Here is a 22,521-nt window from a genome sequence, read left to right on the forward strand (position 1 = left end):
GCGCATATCGCGACGGTCAATCATCAGGGACATGAAGAGATTATGGCAAGCCGCAAGGCCGCACCCGCAAAGGCCGACTGGCGCACGGTTTTCCGCCAGAGCATCGCGCGGTCGATCGTGATCGCGGCGGCGGCGGCGCTTGGCCTGTTCACGCTGTTCCTGACGCTGGCGTTCGCAACCTATGACAGCACCGACGCGGCGCTCAACACCGCCGCCGACGGCACCGCGGCGAACTGGATGGGCAATGCCGGCGCGTGGTTCGCCGACATCGGCCTGTCGATCGGCGGCATCGGCATCATCCTGTTGCTGCCGCTGCTCGCGATTTTTGCGTGGCGGATGTGGAAGGGGAAGCCGCAGCCGCACTGGCCGCGCCAGCTGTCCTACAGCTTTATTGGCATCCTGCTCGTCGGGCTGGGCGCCGAACTCTGGGCGCCCGCGACCGGCGCGCCGATGCCCGCGGGCTGGGGCGGGATCATCGCGCTGCTCGTCGGCGGCGCGATCACCCCGCTGTTCGCCAGCGCGGGCGAGCCCGCCGCGGCGCTGATCCGCTTTGCGACGATCCTGCTGCTGATCGGCGTCGGGCTGTTCCTTGCATGGCGCGCGCTGCGCCTCGAAAAGGGCTGGGCGTCGCGCCTTCGTCTGCCCAAGGCCGATGGGGGACGCGTTGTCGACCCCCAGCGCGCCGTGCCGTTCGACGGAGACCGGGCGCCGGGTCCGATGGATCGCGTCGTGCGCCCGCGCGCGGTCGCGGAACCTGTGGACCGCGCGCCGCCCGAAATCGCCGAGCCGGTGCAGCGCACCGCGCCGTCGAAACCGAAGCCCAGGCCGCAGACCGAGCTGTTCACCCACTATCAACTGCCCTCGATCGACCTCCTCACCCCCGCGCCCGAACGGCCCGCCGGACAGATCGACAAGGCGGCGCTCGAACGCAATGCGCGGTTGCTCGAATCGGTGCTCGAGGATTTCCAGGTCAAGGGCGTCGTCACCGCGGTCCGGCCGGGTCCGGTCGTCACCATGTACGAACTCGAACCGGCGCCGGGGACCAAGGCGAGCCGCGTATCGAACCTTGCCGACGACATCGCGCGCAACATGTCGGCGCTGTCGGCGCGCATCGCACCGATCCCCGGCCGCACCGTCATCGGGATCGAACTGCCCAACGCGCACCGCGAATCGGTCGTGCTGCACGAAATCATCGGCAGCGCGCTGTTCCAGGACCATGGCGGATCGCTGCCGATCATCCTCGGCAAGAATATCAGCGGCGATGCGATGATCGCCGACCTTGCGCCGATGCCGCACCTGCTGATCGCGGGGACCACGGGGTCGGGCAAGTCGGTCGGGCTCAACGCGATGATCCTGTCCCTGCTCTATCGCCTGGGCCCCGACCAGGTGAAGATGATCATGATCGACCCCAAGATGCTGGAACTCAGCGTCTATGACGATATTCCGCACCTGCTCGCCCCCGTCGTGACCGAGCCCAAGAAAGCGATCCGCGCGCTCAAATGGGCGGTCGAACAGATGGAGGATCGCTACCGGATGATGTCGTCGCTGTCGGTGCGCAACCTTGCGGGTTATAATGACAAGGTCCGCGCCGCGCTCGCCAAGGGCAAGTCGCTCGGCCGCCGCGTCCAGACGGGCTATGACCCCGACACCGGCCAGCCGGTTTATGAGGAAGAGACGCTCGATTACCAGCCGCTGCCGCAGATCGTGGTCGTCGTCGACGAACTCGCCGACCTGATGATGACCGCAGGCAAGGAAGTCGAGTTCCTGATCCAGCGCCTTGCGCAAAAGGCGCGCGCGGCGGGCATCCACCTGATCCTCGCGACGCAGCGCCCGTCGGTCGATGTCATCACCGGCGTGATCAAGGCGAACCTGCCGACGCGCATCAGCTTCAACGTGACCAGCAAGATCGACAGCCGCACCATTTTGGGCGAGGCGGGCGCCGAACAGCTGCTCGGCAAGGGCGACATGCTCTATGTTCCCGGCGGCAAGCAGATCACGCGCATCCATGGGCCGTTCGTGTCGGACGACGAAGTGCGCGCGGTCGCCGATCACTGGAGGGGACAGGGACGCCCCGACTATGTCGAGAGCGTCACCGAAGACCCCGAAGATGGCGGTTTCGCGCTCGAAGGCGCGCCCGCGGGCGGCGACAGCGCCGAGGACCGCATGTATGCCAGGGCGTGCCAGATCGTCGCCGAAAGCCAGAAGGCCTCGACGAGCTGGCTTCAGCGGCAGCTCCGTATCGGGTACAACAGCGCCGCGCGCCTGATCGAGCGCATGGAGGAGGAAGGGCTGGTCAGCCCCCCCAACCATGTCGGCCGCCGCGACGTGCTCACCGACCAATATGGCCAGCCGCGGTAAGCCGATTGAACCATCGCCTTTTCCCAATCGTCATCCCGGCGACGACCGCGATTGCAACGAAGCGTCATGCCTGCACGGCGAGATCCCGTTTTTCGCCGGGATGACCGGGAGATGAAATGACAATTCAGATCGCGTTAAACGCCTGACCTTCACGATGCGGGCCTGTAAGCAAGATAGAGAGCCAGATGACCTTCCATAAAATGATCGCCCCCTTCGCCGCCGCCGGACTTGCCCTCGCCACCCCCGCGATCGGCCAGTCGGCAAGCGCGCTGTCGTCGGTGCAGGCGCACCTCAAGGCGAGCGACACGATGACCGCCGACTTCGTCCAGACCGACCGCAACGGCCAGCGCCTGTCGGGCAAGCTCACCCTGAAACGCCCCGGCAAGATCCGCTTTCAGTATCAGAAGGGCGTCCCGATGCTGATCGTCGGCGACGGCAGCCGGTTGACGGTGATCGACTATGAAGTGCGGCAGGTGCAGAGCTGGCCGGTGAAAAACTCGCCGCTCGGCGCGCTGCTCGATCCCGACCGCGACCTCGCAAAATATGCGCGAATACTGCCGACGGGCAACAAGGATGTGCTGAGCGTCGAGGTCAAGGATCCCGAGCGTCCCGAATATGGCACGATCACCATGGTGTTCGTGCGTGACGCCTCGGCGCCCGCGGGGCTGCGCCTGCGCGGCTGGGTCGCGCTCGATTCGCAGAACAACAGGACGCGCATCGACCTGTCGAACCAGCGGTTCAACGTCGCGGTCGCCGATTCGGCGTTCCGCTGGACCGACCCGCGCCCCAATCGTCGCGGGCGCTGAGCCGAAACGCCGCCGTCGGCCCATCGACGGATGCCGGATGCGCTTAGGGTCAGGACCCATTAATTACCCGTTCGAGGTTTGAAGCGATTTTGCTCAGGGCGAGGAGAAAAGGCGCGGGAATATGGATATATTTCAAGACTTTTCGACGCTGCCATGGGCAAAATCGGTCAAATCCCGAAGGGACGCCGAAATGGCTTCGATCCCGGACCTTCGCGGCCTTGCGGGTAGCGATGCTACCCGCTGCACCCGCCAAGGCCCGATATCTTCGCCATTTCGACGCCTCGAACGGGTAATTAATGGGTCCTGACCCTAGGGCCCGACCAACCGACGTCAGCCATCGACGAACGGCAAATGTGACGGCGCTGCGGTCATTTTCGTTCAGCTTGGCGACAGGGAAGAAGGGCTATTCGAGCACTCGAAGGCGCCACCACGGCTCCCGGATTTGGGTTTCCCCCTGTTGCCCCTCCCGGGCTGCCCGGCACCTTCATTCAAGAGCGTGACGAACGCTGACCTTGAACCCCCGTTCCACCGCCCCTGGGACGGGGGTTTAACGTATCCGGTGCTTTTTGCCGCTGGCGCAATCGCATTGCGAACGGCACCACGCACCGATAGAGCCACCCGCATGACTCGCACCAGCATCGCTTCGTGGAACATCAACAGCGTCCGCGCCCGCATCGGCATTGTCGAGAAGTTCCTTCGCGAAGAAGCGCCCGACATCCTCTGCCTGCAGGAAACCAAGGTCGAATGCGGCCTGTTCCCGAAAGCGATGTTCGAGGCACTGGGTTACGGGCACATCGTCACCCATGGCCAGCGGATGCATCACGGGGTCGCGATCGTCAGCCGCCTGCCCCTTGCCGAGGTGCGCAAATATGACTGGCAGGCGAATGGCGAGGCGCGCCATATCGGCGTCACGCTGCCGTCGGGGGTGCGGCTCGACAATGTCTATATTCCCGCCGGCGGCGATATTCCTGACCGTGAAATCAATCCCAAGTTCGGCCAGAAGCTCGATTTTCTGGCGCGCATGACCGACTGGTCGGGTGGGCTGAACGGAACGCCCACGGTGCTGACCGGCGACTTCAACGTCGCCCCGCTCGCAAGCGATGTGTGGAACCACAAGGCGCTGCTCGATGTCGTCAGCCATACGCCGATAGAGGTCGAAACGCTCGCCCGCTTGCAGGCGGCGTCGGACTGGGTCGACCTCGGGCGCCATTTCATCGCGGCACCGGCGCCGCTTTATACCTGGTGGAGTTACCGCGCGAAGGATTGGGAGGCGTCGAACCGCGGCCGCCGCCTCGACCATATGTGGGTGACGCCCGATCTCAAGGACAAGGCGGTCGCGCACCGGATCGTCCAGCCGGCGCGGAGCTGGGAGCGGCCATCGGACCATGTCCCGCTCATCACCGAGTTTGCCTTTTGAGCGCGGCGGCACAGGATCGCGGCGCCCGGCGGGCGGCGCGGGCGATCGACGCGCTGCGCCGCGGGTGGCCGCTGCGCGTCACCGGCGCCGACGGCTCGCTCGACCTGCTCGCGGTCGAAAGCGCGCGCGACGGGGCGCTCGCGGAGTTTGCGAGCGACGATATGCTGCTGTCGGGCGAGCGCGCGGTGACGCTGAAGCTCACCAACCAGCGCGCGGCCGCGACTCCCGGCCCCGTGCGGCTCGCCAGCGCCGCCGACACGGTCGCGGCGGCGCTGGCGATCGCCGACCCCGCACTCGACCTTGCGAATCCATTGAAAGGCCCCTTTCGTACCGTCGCGACGGGTGGCGACGCCGCGGCGGCAGCGGCAATGACGATGGCGCGCCACGCGGGGCTCCTGCCCGCCTTCTTCGTGCGCGCGGCGGCGGGTGAGGCCGAAACGCAGTGTCGCGCCCACGATGTCGCGACGTTGCTCGACCCCGCGCGGCTCGCCATCGCGGCGCGCGCGCGGCTGCCCGTGGCGGCGAGCGAGACGGCTGAAATCGTCGCCTTCCGCTCGCCCGAGGAGGCGTCGGACCATGTCGCGCTCATCATCGGTCGGCGTGACGGCAATCCGCCCGTCGTCAGACTGCACAGCGAATGCCTGACGGGCGACGTGCTCGGCAGCCTCAAATGCGATTGCGGCCCGCAACTCCACGCCGCGCTGCACGCGATGGCCGACGCGCCGTGGGGCGTGCTGCTCTATCTGCGGCAGGAGGGGCGTGGGATCGGGCTGGTCAACAAGCTGCGTGCCTATGCGCTACAGGACCAGGGCTATGACACGGTCGATGCCAATCTGCGGCTCGGCTTCCCGGTCGAGGCGCGCGATTTCGCGATTGCGGCGCGGATGCTGGACTTGCTGCGCATCCCGCGCATCCGGCTGATGACGAACAATCCCGAAAAGGTCGCGCGACTGGAAAAGGAGGGCGTCGAGGTGATCGAGCGCCTGCCCCTCGCGCTGCCGACCAACCCGCACAACGAGCAGTATCTCGCGACGAAGCGCGACCGGACGGGGCATCAGCTTTAACAATCGTCGCCCCCGCGAAGGCGGGGGCCGCTATCGGCGTAGCGCAAGGCTGCCAGCGGCCCCCGCCTTCGCGGGGGCGACGATTTGTTCAATGCACGAACCGCGCGACCACGTCGCGATAGCTGCGGCTGACCTTCACCTGCGCGCCCGAACCGAGCACGAGGAAACATTCGCCGTTGGTGTGCGGCTTCACCTGCTTGACCTGGCTCAGATTGACGATCGTCGAGCGATGGACGCGCTGGAAATTGCGCGGATCGAGCCGCTTTTCCAGATCCTTCATCGTTTCGCGCAGGATCAGGCTGTTGTCGGCGGTATAGATGCACATATAGTCGCCCGCGGCGTCGATGCGCTCGATGCTGTCGACGTCGACACGGAAAATCTGGCCGCGATCCTTGATGTTGATCATCTTCTCATAGCGGTCCGCGGTCGGCGCCTCAGCGGCATGTTCGCTTTCGAACTCCTCGACCGCCTCGGGCGCGACTTCGGCGAGCACTGTCTTCAGCCGCTCGACCTCGGCTGCGCCGCGTTTTTCGGTGAGCCGCTGGCGCACGCGGTCGAGCGCATCGGCGAGCCGTTCGGGCTCGACAGGCTTTACCAGATAATCGACCGCCTGCGCCTCGAACGCGCGGATCGCATGATCCGAAAAGGCGGTGACGAAGACGACGAGCGGCGGCTCGACCTCCATCAATCCCTGAATCACCGAAAAGCCGTCAAAGCCGGGCATCTGGATGTCGAGGAAGACGAGGTCGGGTTTGTGCGTCTTGATCTTGCGAATGGCCTCGCGGCCGTTCTGGGCGGTGTCGACCACCTCGACATCCGGGTGCGCCTCAAGCCGCAGTTGCAGGCCCTGGGTCGCCAGTTTTTCGTCATCCACCAGAATGGTTCTGATCGTCATGTGTCTTCGGTTCCAATTCTTGCTTGCCCATCGGGCTGGAACGGAAACTCGATCACCACCGTGAAGCCGCCCTCAGCGCCCGCCTGGGCGTCGAACCGGTGCTGGTCGCCAAAAGCCTGCGCCAGGCGGTCCCGGATATTGGCTAAACCCACGCCGGTCGATTCCGTTGCAACGCCCGTGGTGGGGTCGGTGCGGTCACCTGACAATCCCGCGCCGGTGTCGGACACGGTGATCCGGACATTTTGACCGGCCAGCTGTGCGGAAATGGTGATGTCGGCGCCATCCTCCTGCGGCGTCACCGCATATTTGATCGCATTTTCGATGAGCGGCTGAAGCAGCAGCGAAGGCAGGCGCGCGCGCGCGACCGCGGGGTCGATCGCAAAATGCGGCCGCAGCCGGTCCTCGAAGCGCATTTTTTCGATATCGAGATAAAGCTTCAGCGTCTCGATCTCCTGCGCCAGCGTCACCTGTGCGGTCGGCTCGTTGGCAAGCGTGTAGCGAAGGAAGGCCGACAGGCGCGACAACATTGCATTCGCGGGCTCCGCCTGTTTCAGGAGCACGAGCGTCGAAATGCTGTTCAGCGTGTTGAACAGGAAATGCGGGTTGAGCTGGTAGCGCAGCATCGCGAGCTGCGCCGACGCCGCCTGCGCCTCGAGCCGCAGCACGCGGTCATTCTGTTCCTCGAGCTGGAGGAAATAGTTGATCGCGAAATAGAGCGCCGACCAGGCCGCGAGCGAGGTCGCGTCGATATAGACCGCGCCGAGCAAAAGGCTCGTAAATCCGGCTTCACTCGCCGGGTTCTGGATCTGCGCGACCCAGGCGTCGATGAACGCCCACAGCGCGGTCGCGAGGCCGGCGAGGCCAAAGCTGACCCCCCACATCAGCAGCGGCCGACGATTGATGAGCGCGCGGTAACAGACCGACAGGATCAGCGTCAGCGAAAAGCCCGTGATCGCCGAAATCACCTGCGGGATGAGGAAGGTGAACGCCTGTCCGTTGGCGAGCCCTGACACGCCGCGCAACCCGAGCCACGCCGCCCAGCCGAGGATCTGGAGGTTCCAGAAGGCGCGAACCTTGTTGTCGAAAAAGGGACCGGGCGAGGTCAGTCGGAACAATGGCATGGAAGTGCGGGCGAGAGCGTGGGTCAACGACCGCGCGCGGCAAGGCGGGCGGCGCTGCCGTGGGTCATCCGGCCGCGACCGGCGCCGGCCCGTCGGCGCGCACGCGCGCCTGGCCGAGCGGCTGAAGCTCCGAGCGATGCTTCCACAGCAGCTCCTTATAACCGATCACGCGGCCGTCGTGCGCGGTCAGCCGGACGGGGCCGATCGGCTGTTCGTCGCGGGCATCGACGAGCACGGGGGTGGAAGGCACGCCAGCGCCCCATTTTTCACCCCACTGGCGAAGCGCGATCATCGCGGGCAGCAGGTCGATGCCCTTCTCGGTGAGCTGGTAGCGCACCTTGCGCCGGTCCTCGGCCATCACCTCGCGCGCCATGATGCCATGGTCGACCAGCTTCGACAGGCGGTTCGACAATATGTTGCGCGCGATGTTGAGCTCCTGCTGGAACTCCTCGAAATGATGGACGCCGTTGAACGCCGCGCGCAGGATCATGAACGACCAGCGTTCGCCCATCGCCTCCAGCGCCAGCGGCAGCGCGCAATTGCCGCCATCGAGATCGTTCAAGACTTCGCGTAATTTTCCCATGGCCAAGCCCTAACGTAAAATCGCCGCCCGTGCCAAAAAAATATAGAGGCTTCGTTGCATTTCGCAACGGGAAGCGGGTGGTGCGTCAGCCGAGCAGGCGGTTGCGCGCGACGACGAGCGACCAGCGCGCCAGCGCGGGCAGGCGCGCGATGACCGGCGCCGGATGCGCACGCAGCGCGCGGCCAACGAGGTCGAAGCGCCAGCGCCGCTGGCTGCGCAGCGCCAGGCCGAGGAGGATTTCGCTGCGGCTGCGCGCGGGCAGCGTGCCGGGAAGCGCGCGCTCGACGATTTCGGCGGTCAGCGCCTGAATCTGGTCGGAACGCCGACTGGTCAGGCTGCCGCCGTGCTTGCGGTAGACATAGAGATCCTCGTGCAGCGTGACGAAGGCGAAGCGCTGCGCCGCGCGCAGCCAGAAATCATAATCCTCGACCCCGAACAGGGCGGGATCATAGCCGCCGAGCGCCTCGGTCACGCGCGCGCGATAGAGGAAGCAGGCGCCGATATTATTGCCGTAGAGCAGCCGTTCGACGGGCCCGACGCGCGAGCGGCCGAGTTCGCGGCCCGCATCGTCGATCAGCATGAAATCGGCGTGGACGATGTCGGCGTGCGGATGCGCATCGAGCGTCGCGACGAGGCGCGCAAGCATCTGCGGGCGGAGCAGATTGTCGTCGGAGGTCCAGCTGTGCAGCGATCCCCGCGCGGCAGCAAAGCCATGGTTGAGCGCGGCAGGCAGGCCGACATTGGTGTCGAGCCGCAGGATCCGGACGCGCGCATCGCGCGTCGCGGCATCGGCCATGATCGCGGGAGAGGCATCGCGCGAGGCGTCGTCGACGAGGATCAGCTCGAAATCGGTGAACTCCTGGGTGAGCACCGACTCAATCGCATCCGCGAGCCAGCGCGCACCATTGTGCACGGGCATCACCATCGACACGCGCGGCGGCGGCGTCGAATCAAGAGCTTCGGTCCCCATCGGCCGACCGTCGTAGCGGTCGCGCACGATGCTTCCAACGCGCTTTACCAAAATTGCTGACCTCCTGCGCGCCACGCACGCAAGTTTCGCATTGCAATATGCGCGCCAAGGGCGACATTGAGGGTGATGCTGAGGCAATATGAACTTGTCGAGCGCGTGCGCGCCTATGATCCCGACGTCGACGAGGCGCTGCTCAACCGCGCCTATGTCTTTACGGTGCAAAAGCACGGCAGCCAGAAGCGCGCCTCGGGCGACCCCTATTTCAGCCATCCGGTTGAGGTCGCGGGGATTTTGACCGACCTGCATCTCGACAGCGAAACGATCGTCACCGCGCTGCTCCACGACACGCTTGAGGATACGCTGACGACGCCCGAGGAGATCGAACGCCTGTTCGGCCCCGACGTCGGGCGGCTGGTCGATGGCGTGACCAAATTGAGCAAGATCGAGGCGCAAACCGAAAACGAGCGCGCCGCGGAAAATCTGCGCAAGTTCCTGCTCGCCATGTCCGACGACATCCGCGTGCTGCTCGTCAAGCTCGCCGACCGGCTGCACAATATGCGCACGCTGCACTTCATCCAGAACCCCGAAAAAAGACGGCGCATCGCCAGGGAGACGATGGACATCTATGCCCCGCTCGCCGAGCGGATCGGCATGTACGAATATATGCGCGAAATGCAGTTGCTGGCGTTCCGCGAGCTCGAACCCGAAGCCTATGCGACGATCACCGGCCGCCTCGCCAAGCTGACCGCCGGCGGCAAGGACAAGGTCGCCGCGATCAGCCGCGAGTTCAGGGAGCTGCTGTCCGCCGCGGGGATCGAGGCCGAGGTATCGGGGCGCGAGAAGCATCCCTACTCGATCTGGCGCAAGATGCAGGAGCGCCACGTCAGTTTCGAGCAGGTGACCGACATCATCGCCTTTCGCATCGTCACCCCGACCGACGCCGACTGCTATGCCGCGCTGGGGCTGATCCACCGCAAGTGGAAAATGGTGCCGGGCCGCTTCAAGGACTATATCTCGACCCCCAAGCGCAACGGATACAAGTCGCTGCACACGACGATCATGCACCAGCAGAATATGCGGATCGAAATCCAGATCCGCAGCGTCGGGATGCATCAGCAGTCCGAATTCGGCCTCGCCGCGCACTGGGCGTACAAGCAGGGCGGCAGCGGCCCCGACGGGCAGGCGGGGTGGATCCGCGACCTCATCGAAATCCTCGAACAGACGCACGACCCCGACGAGCTGCTCGAAAACACGCGCATCGCGATGTATCAGGATCGCATCTTTGCCTTTACCCCCAAGGGCAGCCTGCACCAGCTGCCCAAGGGCGCAACGCCGGTCGATTTCGCTTATGCCGTCCACACCGGGCTCGGCGACCGCACCGTCGGGGCCAAGGTCAACGGGCGGCTTGTCCCGCTGCGTACGCAGCTTGTCAATGGCGATACGGTCGAAATCCTGTCGTCGGACAAACAGACGCCGCAGCCCGCCTGGCTCGGCTTTGCGGTCACCGGCAAGGCGCGCGCGGCGATCCGCCGCCACGTCCGTTCAAAGGAAAAGGTCGAACTCGCGGCTTTGGGTCGCAAGATGTACGACGAGATCGCCCGCCGCCTGCCGAACAAGGTCGGCGACAAGGCGCGTGCCGCGGCGTTGACGCGCTTGAAACTCGAAGACGACAGCGCACTCTATATCGCGATCGCCAAGCAGCGGCTGACAGACGACGCGGTGCTCGAGGCGCTGGTGCCCGGCATCACTGCCGAGATGAAGACCAAACCCGGCAAGCTTGTCCAGGGCGCGGCGGTGTCGATTGCAGGATTGACGCCCGGCGTCGCCTATCAGCTCGCCGATTGCTGCCACCCGGTGCCCGGCGACCGGATCGTCGGCCTGTCGCGTCCCGGCGAAGGGATCGAGGTGCATGTCATTGATTGCCCCAGCCTCGCCGATGGCGTCGATGCCGACTGGATCGACCTGCGCTGGCAGGAGGACAGCGAGGGCGGCAATGCACGGCTGTGCATCGTCATCCTGAACGAGCCGGGAACGCTGGCCGAAATGTCGGGTATCCTTGCCGCCAATATGGCGAACATCACCAATTTGCGCCTGTCGAACCGCGAGGGCGGATTCCACACCTATGACGTCGTCGTCGAGGTGCGCGACGTCCAGCACCTGATGCGCATATTGTCGGCGCTGCGCGCGTCGGACAGCGTCGTGCAGGCCGAGCGGTTATAGGCGGTTGGTTCCGCCCGCTTCGGGGTGGCGCACGGACCCTGGCTTTCTCTCGGTCGGCCTCTCGCTCGGCAGCGTGGAAGGGCACGGCCGGAAGGATCTCGATCAACCTGCGCAGCTGTGCGATCGCCGGGCATCGACGCCGGTTTACGATCATTCGCCTTGGAGCGGCAGCGCAAACAACCGCTATCCTGATCTGCTCCCGCTTCCCCATACTCAATCCGCGCGACCCCTTGGGGCTCGATCCGTTGGCCATAATCAACGCGATCGGCCCGGTCCTGGTCGGCGACGTGCATCTCGCAGGCCATGGCTCGGCGGCGACTGCGGCAATGGTCGCAATCCGTGCGCGGGTCGGCCCGCCGAGCAGCATCTGTAACCTTCTCGATCGCTGCGCCGAACCCGAAGACGAAGACCATTTGCCGCCTGATGACATCATAACCGCGCTTGTAGCGCTGATGGAGGCTGGGGCATTACAAGGGGTGGAATAGGCGATGCTGGTTGTTACGCTTTACGATCGGGTTATCAACTGGGTAGCGGGACGGATTCCCGAAGGCTTCGCGCTGTTATTCATGCGCGTGGTGCTGGCAGGAATCTTCTGGCGATCCGGCCAGACCAAGATTGCCGAGGGCACATGGTTCACAATCAGCGAAAATACCTTTTACCTTTTTCAGGACGAGTATAGCGGGGTGCCGCTGCCCAGCGATCTTGCCGCCGTGATGGCCACGGTCTCCGAGCATCTGTTTCCGATTTTGCTCGTGCTCGGCCTGTTCACCCGGCTTTCGGCCTTTGCACTGCTGGGCATGACAATGGTGATCCAGATCTTTGTTTATCCCGATGCCTGGTGGCAGGTGCATTCGCTTTGGTTTGCCATGGCGCTCATCCTCATCGTTCGCGGCGGCGGGTGGCTGTCACTCGATTCGGTGTTGGTCCGCAGGCTGCGGGGCGACCGGGCAGCAGCATGAAGTCGGACGAGCCATCGCTTGCCCGCCTTATGGCAATGGCGCAGCGGGGCGACCGACTGGCCTATCGCACGCTACTGATCGAATGCCGGGTCTGGCTCAGGCGATATTTTGGCCGGAAAGTGGCGCCAAATCATCTGGAAGACCTGGTGCAGGATACGTTGCTGTCGCTGCACAGCAAGCTGGCTACCTATGATCCATCCCGCCCCTTCCTCCCCTGGCTCGCCGCGATCGCCCGCTATCGTTGGGTCGATCAATTGCGCCGCGTCTATCGCGCAGCGGAAATGGAGCTTGAGGAGGAGTTGATCGGAAGCAACGACGAGCCGGCGATCGTCGCGCGCATCAGCCTCGAAAGGCTTTTCGCGCAGTTGCCGTCGGCGCAGGCCCGGGCGATTGAGCTGGTCAAGATCGAAGGGCTGTCCGTCGCCGAGGCATCCCTGGCCTGCGGGCAAAGCGAGTCCCTGATAAAAGTCAACATCCACCGTGGCCTGAAGAGATTGGCCGCGATGATCGAGAAAGCGTGAAAACATGTCCCGCGATAGCAATTTCCTGATTACCGAACTGGTCGGCGGACTCGAGCCGATACGACCGCTGCGCTTTTCAAGCGGGCTTGGCTTCGCCCTGGCCGGGCTGGGCGTCACATTGGGGGCCGTCGCATGGCTGTTCGGATTTCGCACGGACGTGCTGGCGGGCAACTTCGATCCGGTCTTCCTGCTTGCGGCCGGATTGTTCTTCCTGCTCGGTCTCGCGACCTCGGCGACCGTTGTCGTCATGAGCCGGCCCCATATCGGCAGCGATCATAGCGGTTGGAGATGGGCCGCCGCCATGACGGCGCTGCTGCCGATTGCCGCTATCCTGACGAGTCTCGAACGAGGCCGCATGGCTGTTTCCGCCGCAGATGCCGGACATGGTTTCGATTGCCTTGTCGCCGGCAGCGCACTCGGCTTGCTGATCGCCGCGGTGCTGGTGTGGTGGTTGCGGCGCGGCGCCCCCACGTCGCCCGAGCGCGCCGGACTGCTCACCGGAATCGCCGCAGGCAGCTTTGGCATGTTCGCCTTCTCTTTGCACTGCCAGTATAATGATATTATCCATATCGGACTGTGGCACGGCCTTGCCGTCGCGGCGACCGCAGGCCTGGGCAGACTCGTTATTCCGCGCCTGATCCGCTGGTAGCGATCGGCGCACCAGCCGATGCCGGGCATGTGCTGAAAAATCTGGAAGAGCAGCTTGTCCGGTGCGATGAGCGGGAATGATGAGGGAGACAATCGCAAAGCTCGCTGATCAGAATGTCCGCCGCGCGATCGGTTTGCATTTCGAAGCGTTTGTCAACGACGCGTTCCAGGTGGTACGCTGGTCCGCCATGGTGGGTTTCGCCCAGTTTCTGGCCGCCCGTTACCCCAAACCGCTCTTCAGCCTGCTCTATTGGTGTTTGGCGAGTTTGCTCTTCGGCTACATCGCCTCGCGCTTCCTGCTTCGCCCCGAAATCCGGATATTCCCGACGGGCGCTTCGCGCTGGCAGCGGTTCGTCCAGAGCGCTTTCAATTTCCTGCTTTGTATCGTCCTATTTCTGGGTCTGCTGTCGGCCATTGCGGCGGTCACGAACGGCATCGCAGAACATCGGTTCGCACAGTGAGGCGAATTGAGCACGTCGGCGCCGCTGCCCATGGCTTCGATGCGTCTCCGACAAGAGGCGCAATGCAGACGCGGTGAGCGTGCAGGCGCTGGAAAGGCGCATGGCTGGATTGCAGAACCAATTCAGGTGGTGCCTTGTCATCCGGCACAACAGTATAGCTTTGTGACGTCCTTGCCAAAGCCTTGCGCCGCCAGCTTCAGCGCCTCGACCGTCGTTAGATAGGGGAAGATTGTTTCACCAAGTTCGGCGACCGTCATGCCGTGTCTGAGAGCGAGGGCCAATGTCTGGATGCTGTCGGCACCTTCGGGCGCAATGATCTGTCCACCAAGAAGAAGATCGCTCCCGGCATCGGCGACCAGCTTGACAAGCCCGCGCGTATCGCGCGCTGCAAGCGCCCGCGGCACCAGATCGAGCGGCAAAATCGATGTTTTTGTCTCAAAGCCCGCTGATTTCGCGGCAGCTTCGGAGAGGCCAACGCCGGCAAGCTGCGGGTCGGTGAACACGACCCACGGCATCGTCGCATTATCATAGGTCAGACTATCGCCGTTCAGTGCGTTGAGCGCGGCCAGCTTGGCGCCATAGGCCGCCATATAGACGAACTGGTCACGGTTGGTGACGTCGCCAGCGGCATAGATGTCGGCTTTTGAGGTGCGCATGTGATTATCGACGACGATGGCGCCTCGCGCGTCCCGGGCGATGCCCGCTTCCTCGAGCCCCAGCCCCTCGGTGTTTGGCGTGCGCCCCGTGGCGACCAGCAGCCGTTCGGCCTTGAGTTCGATCGGCCTGCCGCCTTCCTGGACGCAGAGCATGACCCCTCGCTCGTCCTCCCGGCAGGCATCATAGGCGATGCCGCAGTAGAGGGTCATGCCCTCGGACCGGAATATCCCGGCCAGAGCTTCCGACACCTGCGGCTCCACCTGAGGCAGGAGGCGCGAGCGGCACACCATAGTGACATCGACACCCATACGCGCCATCATCTGCGCAAGTTCCGCGCCGACATAGCCGCCGCCGACGACGATCAGGCTTCGGGGCAGTTCCTGTAGGTCCAGCAGCGATGTGCTCGTCAGGTAGTTCACTGTCTCGATGCCCGGTATCGGCGGTACGGATGGACGGCCACCAGTGGCGATGATGATCTTTCCGGCGGTAATCGGCTCGTCGCCAACGATCACGCCCGCGCCATCGAGCCGTGCAGCGCCCTCCAGATAGGTGATGCCGTCATACTCGGGCAGCAGGTCGACATATTTCCTCTGCCGCAGGTCCGAGACGAGGTCGTCCTTGGCGGCAATCAGACTGTGCCAGTCATCCACCTGCGCATTGCCGGAAACGCCGGGAAAGCGCGCCGCTGCGCGCGCGCCGTGCAGCGCCTCGGCGGCGCGGATCATCGTCTTCGACGGGACGCAGCCGACATTGACGCAGGTTCCGCCGATGGTCCCGTGGCCGATCAGCGCGACATTGGCGCCCTGATCGGCGGCCGTGATCGCAGCGGAGAACCCGGCCGAACCCGCGCCGATGACGGCAAGGTCATAGACGGTCTCTCTTCCTTTGGGCGCATGGTAGTCCGTCATGGCAGCTTCTTTTCCCGTTCGTCTGGATCTCCATCGCGCTCCTCACGGGCTTCTGTTCTTGACCGATGCCGGATAGCCCGCGTTTGTGGAAGCGGCAGCGATAGCCGTGATCGTTGCTGTCGATGGATCAAACACCACTGTGGCGGTCTTGGCATCGAAGTCGATCCGGACCGACTTCACGCCCTTTACGCCCTCCATGGCCTTCTTGACCGTAACCGGGCACAGGGCGCAGGTCATGTTCTCGACCGTGAAGATCGCCGTTCGGCTCGCGGCGGCCGTGTTCGAGGACGGTTGCGCGACGGAAGCGGTCAAGGGGATGGCCGCAGTCGCGATGGCAAGCGCGCCGCCCGCAACGATTGCAAGTCGTTTCATGCTGCTTTCTCCTAGTAGAAATAGGGTGCCCACCAGTCGATCGTCAGTGCGAGGAGGACCAGCACGGTCGAAAGCCAGAGGATCGTTTTGGTGATGACGGACGATTGCGGACGAGCGCAGTAGGACCCTTCCTCACAGGCTGGCCGGGCCTTGAGATAGACTTGCCGGAAACCCAGAGCGATGAAGACAAGCGCGATGCCGGCGGAGATCGGCCTATAGGGTTCGAGCAGGGTGAGATTGCCGATCCAGGCGCCGGAGACGCCGAGCGTCAACAGGAGCAGCGGCACGATACAGCAGGTGGAGGCCAGCACCGCTCCGATCGCACCGCCCGCAGCAAACCAGGTCTTCCTTCTGTCCTCGGGCTGTTGAGATGCGCGCGGCGCCACAGCCTCGATGTTCGAATTGCTCATGCGAATCGTCTCTCGATCTTTATATGGTCACTGTGTAAGGTCTGTAGCAGCTACAGACTCAAGGGCTATTTTCGGATGCAAAACCATCGCCTTTCGGAAGAGCGCTACCGGCGGGCCGACCTCGCCAAAGCTACGGGCTGCAACCTCGAAACCATCCGCTATTATGAAAAGGTCGGCATGATGCCCGACCCACCCCGAACGGCGGCGGGCTACCGTGTTTATGGGGCAAGGCATGTTTCGCGCCTTCGTTTCATCATGCGCGGGCGCGATCTGGGCTTCACCATCGAGGAGATCCGTAGCCTCCTCGCGCTCATCGACTACGGCACGCAAACCTGCGGGGAGGTGAGGGCCAGGACCGAGCGCCATCTGAGCGATGTGCGCGCCAAGATCGCCGACCTTCGCCGCATCGAGACCGTCCTCGCCCGAACCGCAGCCAAATGTTCGGGAGACGCGGCACCCGAATGCCCCATCCTTGACGCGCTGGGGCATGAGGCACTGTCTTCGTCGTCGCACGCGATCATGGCATCACCTGTACCCCGACCACGGCCCACGACAGCGAATGATGATCGAAGCCGCGAGCCAGCGTCGGCTTGACGATTTCGAAATAGGGAGAAACGTCGAAATCGCGCGGCGTGAACAGGCTGTGATGACGGATATGCAGGATGTCGCGCACGCAGCCGAGGCAATTCGGATCGTCGATCAATTCTTGCGTTATTTCGGGCAGGATCGGGTAGCCGATCGACTGAAATGCCTGCGCGATCAGGGTCGAGCATATTGCCTTGGTGGGTTCGCCGCTGCCGAGCGCGATCATGCGGCGGCGCCAGCGCGAAGGCACGGGCGGCGTCGGACAGAGAAAGCGGGCGAGGTCGACGACATTGGCAAGGTCATAGGCGTCGCCGATATGCGCGCGAGCAAAACCGGTCACCGCGTCGATCTCATCCTCGTCCAGTCCCACCGGACGGCATATCCGGCAGTGGAGACCTGCGAATTCCTCGCTGGTGACGAGCCGGACCCCTTCGATCGCGTCGGCTTCGACAAATAACGGCCGATCGCCGGACGCTTCGACACAGAGTGCCGCATGCGACCAGGTCGATTGGGTAAGATATTTGATCGCGGTGCTGACACGCTGGCGACCTTCCACCAACAACACATCGCCGGTCATGATCGTGGCGGCCAGAGCGGATTCGTCCGTGGGAACATTGGCATAGGGCGCCCGCGACGGACCTGTCAGATATCCGGCCAGCAGCCGCCCGATGCCAAGCAGCAAGCCCATGGCCTATCCCGGCATCGCAAGCAGGCGCGAACGCGCGAGATCGCGCAAGACGCCGGCTTCGAGCCGCGCCTCTTCGAGCAGCGCCGCGACAAGATCGCCGAGCGACACAAGGCCCGCTATTGTGCCAGCGGCATTCCAGACGACCGCGTGACGGCAGCGCTCGCGGGTCATTACGTGCATCACGTCGGCCGCATTGTCGTCACAGCGACAGGATAATACGGGTTTGCGCATGAAATCCGCCACGGGTCGGCTCAATGCATCGGCGCCGTGCAGCGCGATCGCCGAAGTCAGTTCCTGCTGTGAAACGAGTCCGGAGATGATGGCTCCACGCCCCGTCGCCACGCCGACCGACCCGATGGCCTTGCGATGCATCACATCGACAGCCTCGGCCAGGGACGACCTTTCATCGACGGTCTCGAACTCGCGCCCCTTTCGGGAAACGATAGCTGCAATCTTCATGTCCGAAACCTCCAGTTGCTCGCTTCCCTGTGCTGGATTCGGAGGATGCAGGACACTGGTTACACAGACCGGAGCCGCGCGCCTGAAAAGGGAAGGTCAAAGCCGCCGCAGAGATTCGGCGACCGCCGCAAAAGGCTTGGCGGATCGATTTCTAATCGAGGCCCAGGCCGCCGATCTTGGCGTCGAGATCAATCGGACAGATCGCCAGAATATCATTTCCCGCTTCATAGGCAGCCGCACCGCCTGCCTTGACCAGTTCGGCTAACGCCGCGTCGCGGGCGCGCAGCAACCCGGCCAGCTCGCACCGGTAGAGCGCCACCATGGCGGTCAACAGCCGGTTCACAAGATCATCTTCTTCTGTATTATCGACATTATAGCGGTCGAGATGGGCGATCATCGTTTCAGCCGGATAGAGGAACTCGTCGGTTACCCACCGGTTCGTCGCGAACCAGGCACGAGGTACGCCGTCGTGATCGACCGACAGACCTGCAACATGCGCGACATGGGCTGGCGCGGCCTCGCCTTCAGCAGGCACGGCCAGCGGTTCGGACGCGGCGTCGAGCTGGGTTCGGTGCAGAAAGAGATGAAAATGCCCGTGTTCATCCGGGTCGCGCATACCGGGCGGATGTATATGATAATACCACCGTGAGCGCGTTTTCTTGTCGCGCGCGTCATCGTCGGGATAATGCGCCCACCAGTGGACGCCCGCAGGCGGAAGGACACGCTGCATGAGTGGTCGCGCTTCGCCCGCCATCTGCACAATCGTGTCGATCACCACAGTCGCAGCCTCGATCGCTTCCATGACCATCCCCGAACATTGCGAAAAATTGCGAATAATGGATCCGGGCCCTGACGCCTTGCTGTATCGGCGGCACTGGCAAGACAAGCGGCATATGAAAACAAGGAAGCGAGCGGCTTCGCAATGTCTGTGCACACCCCCCGATGGTCGGCGCGCCAGGGAAAGCGGCGACAACCCGTCAGGCGATCGCCGCTTTCGAAGCGCCACCTCCCGCGCCGACGCAAACGAGCGCTGCCCGCCGATCGTCTGCGCGGGAGCGAGGCCGCGTTATTTCTTGGCGGCGCAGGGCTTGGCGGCGCAAGGCTTCGCGCCGCATTCTGTCGCCGCACACGGTTTTGCGGAACATTCCCTGGCGGCGCACGGACCTGCCGCGCAAGGCGCAGCGGCGCAATTGTCAGTCGCCGTTCCATCGTCCGCAAGGTCCACAGGCGTCGCTGCGGGCTGCTCGTCGACCGGCTTGCTTTCCGAACAGGCCGATGTCGCCATCGCGAGGCCGCCGGCCACCGCCAACATCGATGCGAATTTCGCTCTCTTCATCATTCTACTCCCAACATTATGGGCTGAAAGGTCGGCTGCGGCGGCGCCCTGTAACCGCATCCGAAACGTCCGACCAGATGGTCGCCCGAATAGCCCGGTTTCCCCGCGCAATGCATGCGAAGGCGATATTCGACAGTATCGAAGGGACCGCTTTCGCTTTGTGCGGGCAAAACCTCGCTCTCCGCAGGTTCGCAGTCTGACGACGCCTGGTTACAGCTCGCGGCGACCGACCCGTTCTTGTTTCCGGCGTATCCGCGCATCGTCGATGGACCGCGAGGCCGCGTCGCCTCGGAAGAGGGTGGAGAGGTGACGCGTCGCGGCCGAAATAGGACTATTCGGCCGTTCCACCCCGTTCGGCCCGGCCTGGATTTGACCGCAGTGCGCGAAGCCCCGTGTCATATTCCGGCTTGCCTGGCCGAGGCACCTGGCGCGACAGCAACCGTCCGGCGCGGCGAGCGTAGTGATGGGAACGCCGATATCGGCACCGTCCGGGCGACAATCATCGCCAGTCGGGACGGAAAGTTCGAGAAAGGGCCATATCATGACCGACCCGCTCATCCCGCTCCGGGCGATCTTCATCAACTGCACGCTTACGCCATCGCCCGGCGTCTCGCACACGCAGCGGCTCATGGACAATGCGGTCGCGATCATGCGGGCCAATGACGTGGCGGTCGAAACCGTTCGCGCCGTCGATTGGAATATCGCCCCCGGGGTCCAGCCGGACATGACGGAACATGGCTGGTCGCAGGACGACTGGCCCGAAATCCAGGCCAAGGTCATGGAGGCCGATATTCTCGTTCTGGGAACGCCGATCTGGCTCGGCGACAAATCTTCGGTTTGTACGCGCGTGATCGAGCGGCTCTATTCCTATTCGGGGACGCTGAACGACAAGGGGCAATATGCCTATTATGGGCGCGTCGCCGGCTGCATCGTCACGGGGAACGAAGATGGGATCAAGCATTGCGCGATGAACATGCTCTATTCGCTCCAGCACCTGGGTTATGCCATCCCGCCACAGTCGGATGCGGGATGGATCGGCGAAGCCGGCCCCGGCCCATCCTATGGCGACGATGGAACCGGGCTGAAAAATGACTTCACCCGTCGCAACACAACCTTCATGGCCTGGAACCTCATGCACCTCGCACGGCTGCTGAAAGCCGCGGGCGGCCTGCCCGCCCACGGAAATCAGCGGTCGGCGTGGGATGCGGGTTCGCGCTTCGACCATCCCAACCCCGAATATCGCTAGGGTGCGGACACTGGCCGTGCATGAAGCGCTCGCCCCAGCGCAGTATTGACCGATCGTTCCAAACAATCTAGGACGGCGACATGCCATGGGAAAAGCGATTCGATGTCGGCGAGACGCTGACGCGTGCGATGCACGCATTCTGGACGCGCGGCTATGAGGCGACATCGATGCAGGATCTCGTGGCCGCGACGGGTGTCAACCGGGCGAGCCTTTATGCGACCTATGGCGACAAGCGCGAATTGTTCCTCGCCGCGCTCCGCAAATATGACGGCGAGGTCCGCGGCCACACGCTGCAGGAGCTTGCGCGCGTCCATGCGCCGGCCGATGCGATCGGTGCGCTGTTCGATAAATTCATCGCCCAGACGGCGGTGCCCGGCCAGAACTGGGGTTGTTTCCTCATCAACACCGCGCTTGAACTCGCGGCGCACGACGCGGAGATCGCCGAGCTGGTCAATGCGGCGCAGGACGACATCGAAGCCTTTTTTCTCGCGATGATCCGCAAGGGCCAGGCGAGCGGAGCGTTCAACCGCGAACGCGATGCGGCGCTGCTCGCGCACCAGGCGCTCGCTTCCTTGCTCGGCATGCTCGTGATGATCCGCAGTCGCCCTGAACGAAAATATCTCGATGCCGTCCGCGACGGCGTCCTTCGTTCGCTCGGCTGAACCCCTTTTTTGCGCAGTATGGAATGATTGTTCCATACAATAGAAAGGAAAGACATATGCCCCTCGTCCAGATTGGCGGCGTCGGCGACTATCTGACGCTTGACCAGAAGCAGGAACTGATCCGCCGCGTGACCGATGCCGTCGTGGCCGTCGAGGGCGAAGGCCTGCACGGCGTGACCTGGGTGACGATCGCCGACATCCAGCCGGGCGCGTGGGGCGTCGGCGGCACCCCCGTCACCGCCGACGACCTGCGTGCGATGGCCGCCGCGCCGACGTCCGCCTGACATCAACCCGAGAAAGGACCAGCAAATGACCGAGACATTTCGTACCACATTGCCGCTGCGCCGCGCCGACGATGCCGACCCCGCCGTGAGCGGTCCGCTCCAGGCCGCCCAAAAGGCCATGGGCATGGTGCCCAACATGTATGCCGCGATGGCGAACCTTCCCGCGTTGCTCGAAACCTATAATTTCGCTTACGGAAAGTTCCGTAGCGAAGGCGGCTTTACCCCGGTCGAGCAGGAAGTCGTGCTGTTGGCGATCAGCCGCGTCAACGAGTGCCATTATTGCGTTGCCGCGCACAGTTTCGTCGCCGACGCCATGTCGAAGGTGCCGACTGAAGTTACCGACGCGATCCGCGCCGACCAGCCGATCGCCGATGCGAAGCTCGAGGCGCTCCGCCGCTTTGCTGCGACCATGACCGAAAGCCGCGGCAATCCGTCGCCGGCGGACGCCGAGGCGTTTCTTGCCGCCGGCTATTCGGAAACGCATATCCTCGGCATCATCCTCGCGCTGAGCGCAAAGATCATCTCGAACTACAGCAACCATATTTTCCACACCGAAGTCGATCCCGCCTTCGCGGGGCGTGCCTGGACGCCGCCCGCCTGAGCCCGGTTTTCTGCCTTCCGGCATCGGCCCGTTCGCAAAACAGCCCCCAAGCCGGGCGAACGGGCCGTAACGCCGGCGGAGCCCCATCGCTGCCGGGTCGCAATCAGCGGCGATGGGGTTTCGTGATCATGCGTCGAATCCGACCCGCCGACCAGGCGGAACCAGAACAGAGAGGGGATAGAGCGGCGTGCCGATATTCGCGGCGCAGCCGGGCTGGGGCTGATCGTGGTGTTGGGCTTTCTCGCCGCCTTTTTGCTGGGCCCGACCTATGGCGCTTCGATGCGTCACAG

Annotated in this window: 24 protein-coding genes and 1 pseudogene; 15 read left to right on the top strand and 10 right to left on the bottom strand. The window is 64.0% G+C overall.

The window, feature by feature from the left end:
* The first annotated feature begins 42 nt into the window (after positions 1–42).
* From SALA_RS13570 to ribA, 4 genes are all read left to right on the top strand, one after another.
* The gene (locus tag SALA_RS13570) at positions 43–2,358 is read left to right on the top strand and encodes an FtsK/SpoIIIE family DNA translocase (RefSeq protein ID WP_041384149.1); all 2,316 of its coding nucleotides are present in this window, start codon (positions 43–45) and stop codon (positions 2,356–2,358) included.
* Between the two features lie 185 nt (positions 2,359–2,543).
* Positions 2,544–3,164: a LolA family protein gene (locus tag SALA_RS13575; protein ID WP_011542940.1), complete on the top strand. Its 621-nt coding sequence runs from the start codon at positions 2,544–2,546 to the stop codon at positions 3,162–3,164.
* A 622-nt stretch (positions 3,165–3,786) separates the two neighbouring features.
* On the top strand, positions 3,787–4,581 hold the full coding sequence (locus SALA_RS13580; protein ID WP_011542941.1) for an exodeoxyribonuclease III: 795 nt from the start codon (positions 3,787–3,789) through the stop codon (positions 4,579–4,581).
* A gap of 161 nt (positions 4,582–4,742) precedes the next feature.
* A complete protein-coding gene (ribA, locus tag SALA_RS13585) occupies positions 4,743–5,645 on the top strand; it encodes a GTP cyclohydrolase II (RefSeq protein WP_011542942.1) in 903 nt (300 codons plus the stop codon).
* A gap of 88 nt (positions 5,646–5,733) precedes the next feature.
* Here the strand turns inward: ribA and SALA_RS13590 are convergent, their stop codons facing one another.
* The 4 genes from SALA_RS13590 to SALA_RS13605 all read right to left on the bottom strand — a co-directional run bounded on the left by SALA_RS13590 (position 5,734) and on the right by SALA_RS13605 (position 9,241).
* Positions 5,734–6,540: a LytR/AlgR family response regulator transcription factor gene (locus SALA_RS13590; protein WP_011542943.1), complete on the bottom strand. Its 807-nt coding sequence runs from the start codon at positions 6,538–6,540 to the stop codon at positions 5,734–5,736.
* Positions 6,537–7,661, bottom strand: coding sequence for a sensor histidine kinase (locus SALA_RS13595; RefSeq protein WP_011542944.1), 1,125 nt, complete (start codon positions 7,659–7,661; stop codon positions 6,537–6,539). The genes SALA_RS13590 and SALA_RS13595 overlap by 4 nt, the downstream gene beginning before the upstream one ends.
* Positions 7,662–7,725: 64 nt before the next feature.
* Positions 7,726–8,244, bottom strand: coding sequence for a winged helix-turn-helix transcriptional regulator (locus SALA_RS13600; protein WP_011542945.1), 519 nt, complete (start codon positions 8,242–8,244; stop codon positions 7,726–7,728).
* An 85-nt stretch (positions 8,245–8,329) separates the two neighbouring features.
* On the bottom strand, positions 8,330–9,241 hold the full coding sequence (locus SALA_RS13605; protein WP_049754671.1) for a glycosyltransferase family 2 protein: 912 nt from the start codon (positions 9,239–9,241) through the stop codon (positions 8,330–8,332).
* 99 nt (positions 9,242–9,340) lie between these two features.
* Between SALA_RS13605 and SALA_RS13610 the strand changes: the two genes are divergently transcribed.
* From SALA_RS13610 to SALA_RS13635, 6 genes are all read left to right on the top strand, one after another.
* A complete protein-coding gene (locus SALA_RS13610; RefSeq protein ID WP_041383389.1) occupies positions 9,341–11,434 on the top strand; it encodes a RelA/SpoT family protein in 2,094 nt (697 codons plus the stop codon).
* Between the two features lie 4 nt (positions 11,435–11,438).
* A complete protein-coding gene (locus SALA_RS17735) occupies positions 11,439–11,807 on the top strand; it encodes a multinuclear nonheme iron-dependent oxidase (RefSeq protein WP_153802712.1) in 369 nt (122 codons plus the stop codon).
* Between the two features lie 115 nt (positions 11,808–11,922).
* Positions 11,923–12,393, top strand: coding sequence for a DoxX family protein (locus tag SALA_RS13620; protein ID WP_011542949.1), 471 nt, complete (start codon positions 11,923–11,925; stop codon positions 12,391–12,393).
* Complete coding sequence (locus tag SALA_RS13625; RefSeq protein ID WP_011542950.1) at positions 12,390–12,914, top strand: sigma-70 family RNA polymerase sigma factor; 525 nt, start codon at positions 12,390–12,392, stop codon at positions 12,912–12,914. Before SALA_RS13620 ends, SALA_RS13625 begins: the two co-directional genes overlap by 4 nt.
* 4 nt (positions 12,915–12,918) lie before the next feature.
* Positions 12,919–13,563: an NrsF family protein gene (locus tag SALA_RS13630; protein WP_011542951.1), complete on the top strand. Its 645-nt coding sequence runs from the start codon at positions 12,919–12,921 to the stop codon at positions 13,561–13,563.
* A 76-nt stretch (positions 13,564–13,639) separates the two neighbouring features.
* Positions 13,640–14,023 carry a hypothetical protein gene (locus SALA_RS13635; protein ID WP_011542952.1) on the top strand — a complete coding sequence of 128 codons (384 nt, stop codon included), beginning with the start codon at positions 13,640–13,642 and terminating at the stop codon, positions 14,021–14,023.
* Positions 14,024–14,160: 137 nt separating this feature from the next.
* On the opposite strand, the gene merA is transcribed toward SALA_RS13635, so the two are convergent.
* From merA to SALA_RS13650, 3 genes are read right to left on the bottom strand one after another with little or no spacing between them, the layout of a single operon-like run.
* Positions 14,161–15,588, bottom strand: a complete 1,428-nt coding sequence (merA, locus tag SALA_RS13640) for a mercury(II) reductase (protein WP_011542953.1) — start codon at positions 15,586–15,588, stop codon at positions 14,161–14,163.
* 42 nt (positions 15,589–15,630) lie between these two features.
* Complete coding sequence (locus SALA_RS17375; protein WP_011542954.1) at positions 15,631–15,960, bottom strand: heavy-metal-associated domain-containing protein; 330 nt, start codon at positions 15,958–15,960, stop codon at positions 15,631–15,633.
* Positions 15,961–15,971: 11 nt separating this feature from the next.
* Entirely contained in the window at positions 15,972–16,370 is a 399-nt protein-coding gene (locus SALA_RS13650; protein ID WP_011542955.1) for a mercuric transporter MerT family protein, read from the bottom strand.
* Between the two features lie 75 nt (positions 16,371–16,445).
* Here SALA_RS13650 and SALA_RS16955 point away from each other — a divergent pair.
* A pseudogene (locus SALA_RS16955) lies at positions 16,446–16,853 on the top strand (MerR family transcriptional regulator); the annotation flags it as partial.
* 34 nt (positions 16,854–16,887) lie between these two features.
* Here the strand turns inward: SALA_RS16955 and SALA_RS13660 are convergent.
* From SALA_RS13660 to SALA_RS13670, 3 genes are all read right to left on the bottom strand, one after another.
* Positions 16,888–17,643, bottom strand: coding sequence for a YiiX/YebB-like N1pC/P60 family cysteine hydrolase (locus SALA_RS13660; protein WP_011542957.1), 756 nt, complete (start codon positions 17,641–17,643; stop codon positions 16,888–16,890).
* Between the two features lie 3 nt (positions 17,644–17,646).
* Positions 17,647–18,102, bottom strand: coding sequence for a CBS domain-containing protein (locus SALA_RS13665; protein WP_011542958.1), 456 nt, complete (start codon positions 18,100–18,102; stop codon positions 17,647–17,649).
* Between the two features lie 151 nt (positions 18,103–18,253).
* Complete coding sequence (locus tag SALA_RS13670; protein WP_011542959.1) at positions 18,254–18,904, bottom strand: DUF6969 family protein; 651 nt, start codon at positions 18,902–18,904, stop codon at positions 18,254–18,256.
* Between the two features lie 1,075 nt (positions 18,905–19,979).
* Here SALA_RS13670 and SALA_RS13675 point away from each other — a divergent pair.
* From SALA_RS13675 to SALA_RS13690, 4 genes are all read left to right on the top strand, one after another.
* The gene (locus tag SALA_RS13675; RefSeq protein ID WP_011542961.1) at positions 19,980–20,684 is read left to right on the top strand and encodes a flavodoxin family protein; all 705 of its coding nucleotides are present in this window, start codon (positions 19,980–19,982) and stop codon (positions 20,682–20,684) included.
* An 80-nt stretch (positions 20,685–20,764) separates the two neighbouring features.
* The gene (locus SALA_RS13680; RefSeq protein ID WP_011542962.1) at positions 20,765–21,346 is read left to right on the top strand and encodes a TetR/AcrR family transcriptional regulator; all 582 of its coding nucleotides are present in this window, start codon (positions 20,765–20,767) and stop codon (positions 21,344–21,346) included.
* A 56-nt stretch (positions 21,347–21,402) separates the two neighbouring features.
* A complete protein-coding gene (locus SALA_RS13685) occupies positions 21,403–21,630 on the top strand; it encodes a tautomerase family protein (protein ID WP_011542963.1) in 228 nt (75 codons plus the stop codon).
* Positions 21,631–21,655: 25 nt separating this feature from the next.
* The gene (locus tag SALA_RS13690) at positions 21,656–22,231 is read left to right on the top strand and encodes a carboxymuconolactone decarboxylase family protein (protein ID WP_011542964.1); all 576 of its coding nucleotides are present in this window, start codon (positions 21,656–21,658) and stop codon (positions 22,229–22,231) included.
* The last annotated feature ends 290 nt before the right edge of the window (positions 22,232–22,521 follow it).

Source organism: Sphingopyxis alaskensis RB2256 (assembly GCF_000013985.1).
Taxonomy (GTDB): Bacteria; Pseudomonadota; Alphaproteobacteria; order Sphingomonadales; family Sphingomonadaceae; genus Sphingopyxis; species Sphingopyxis alaskensis.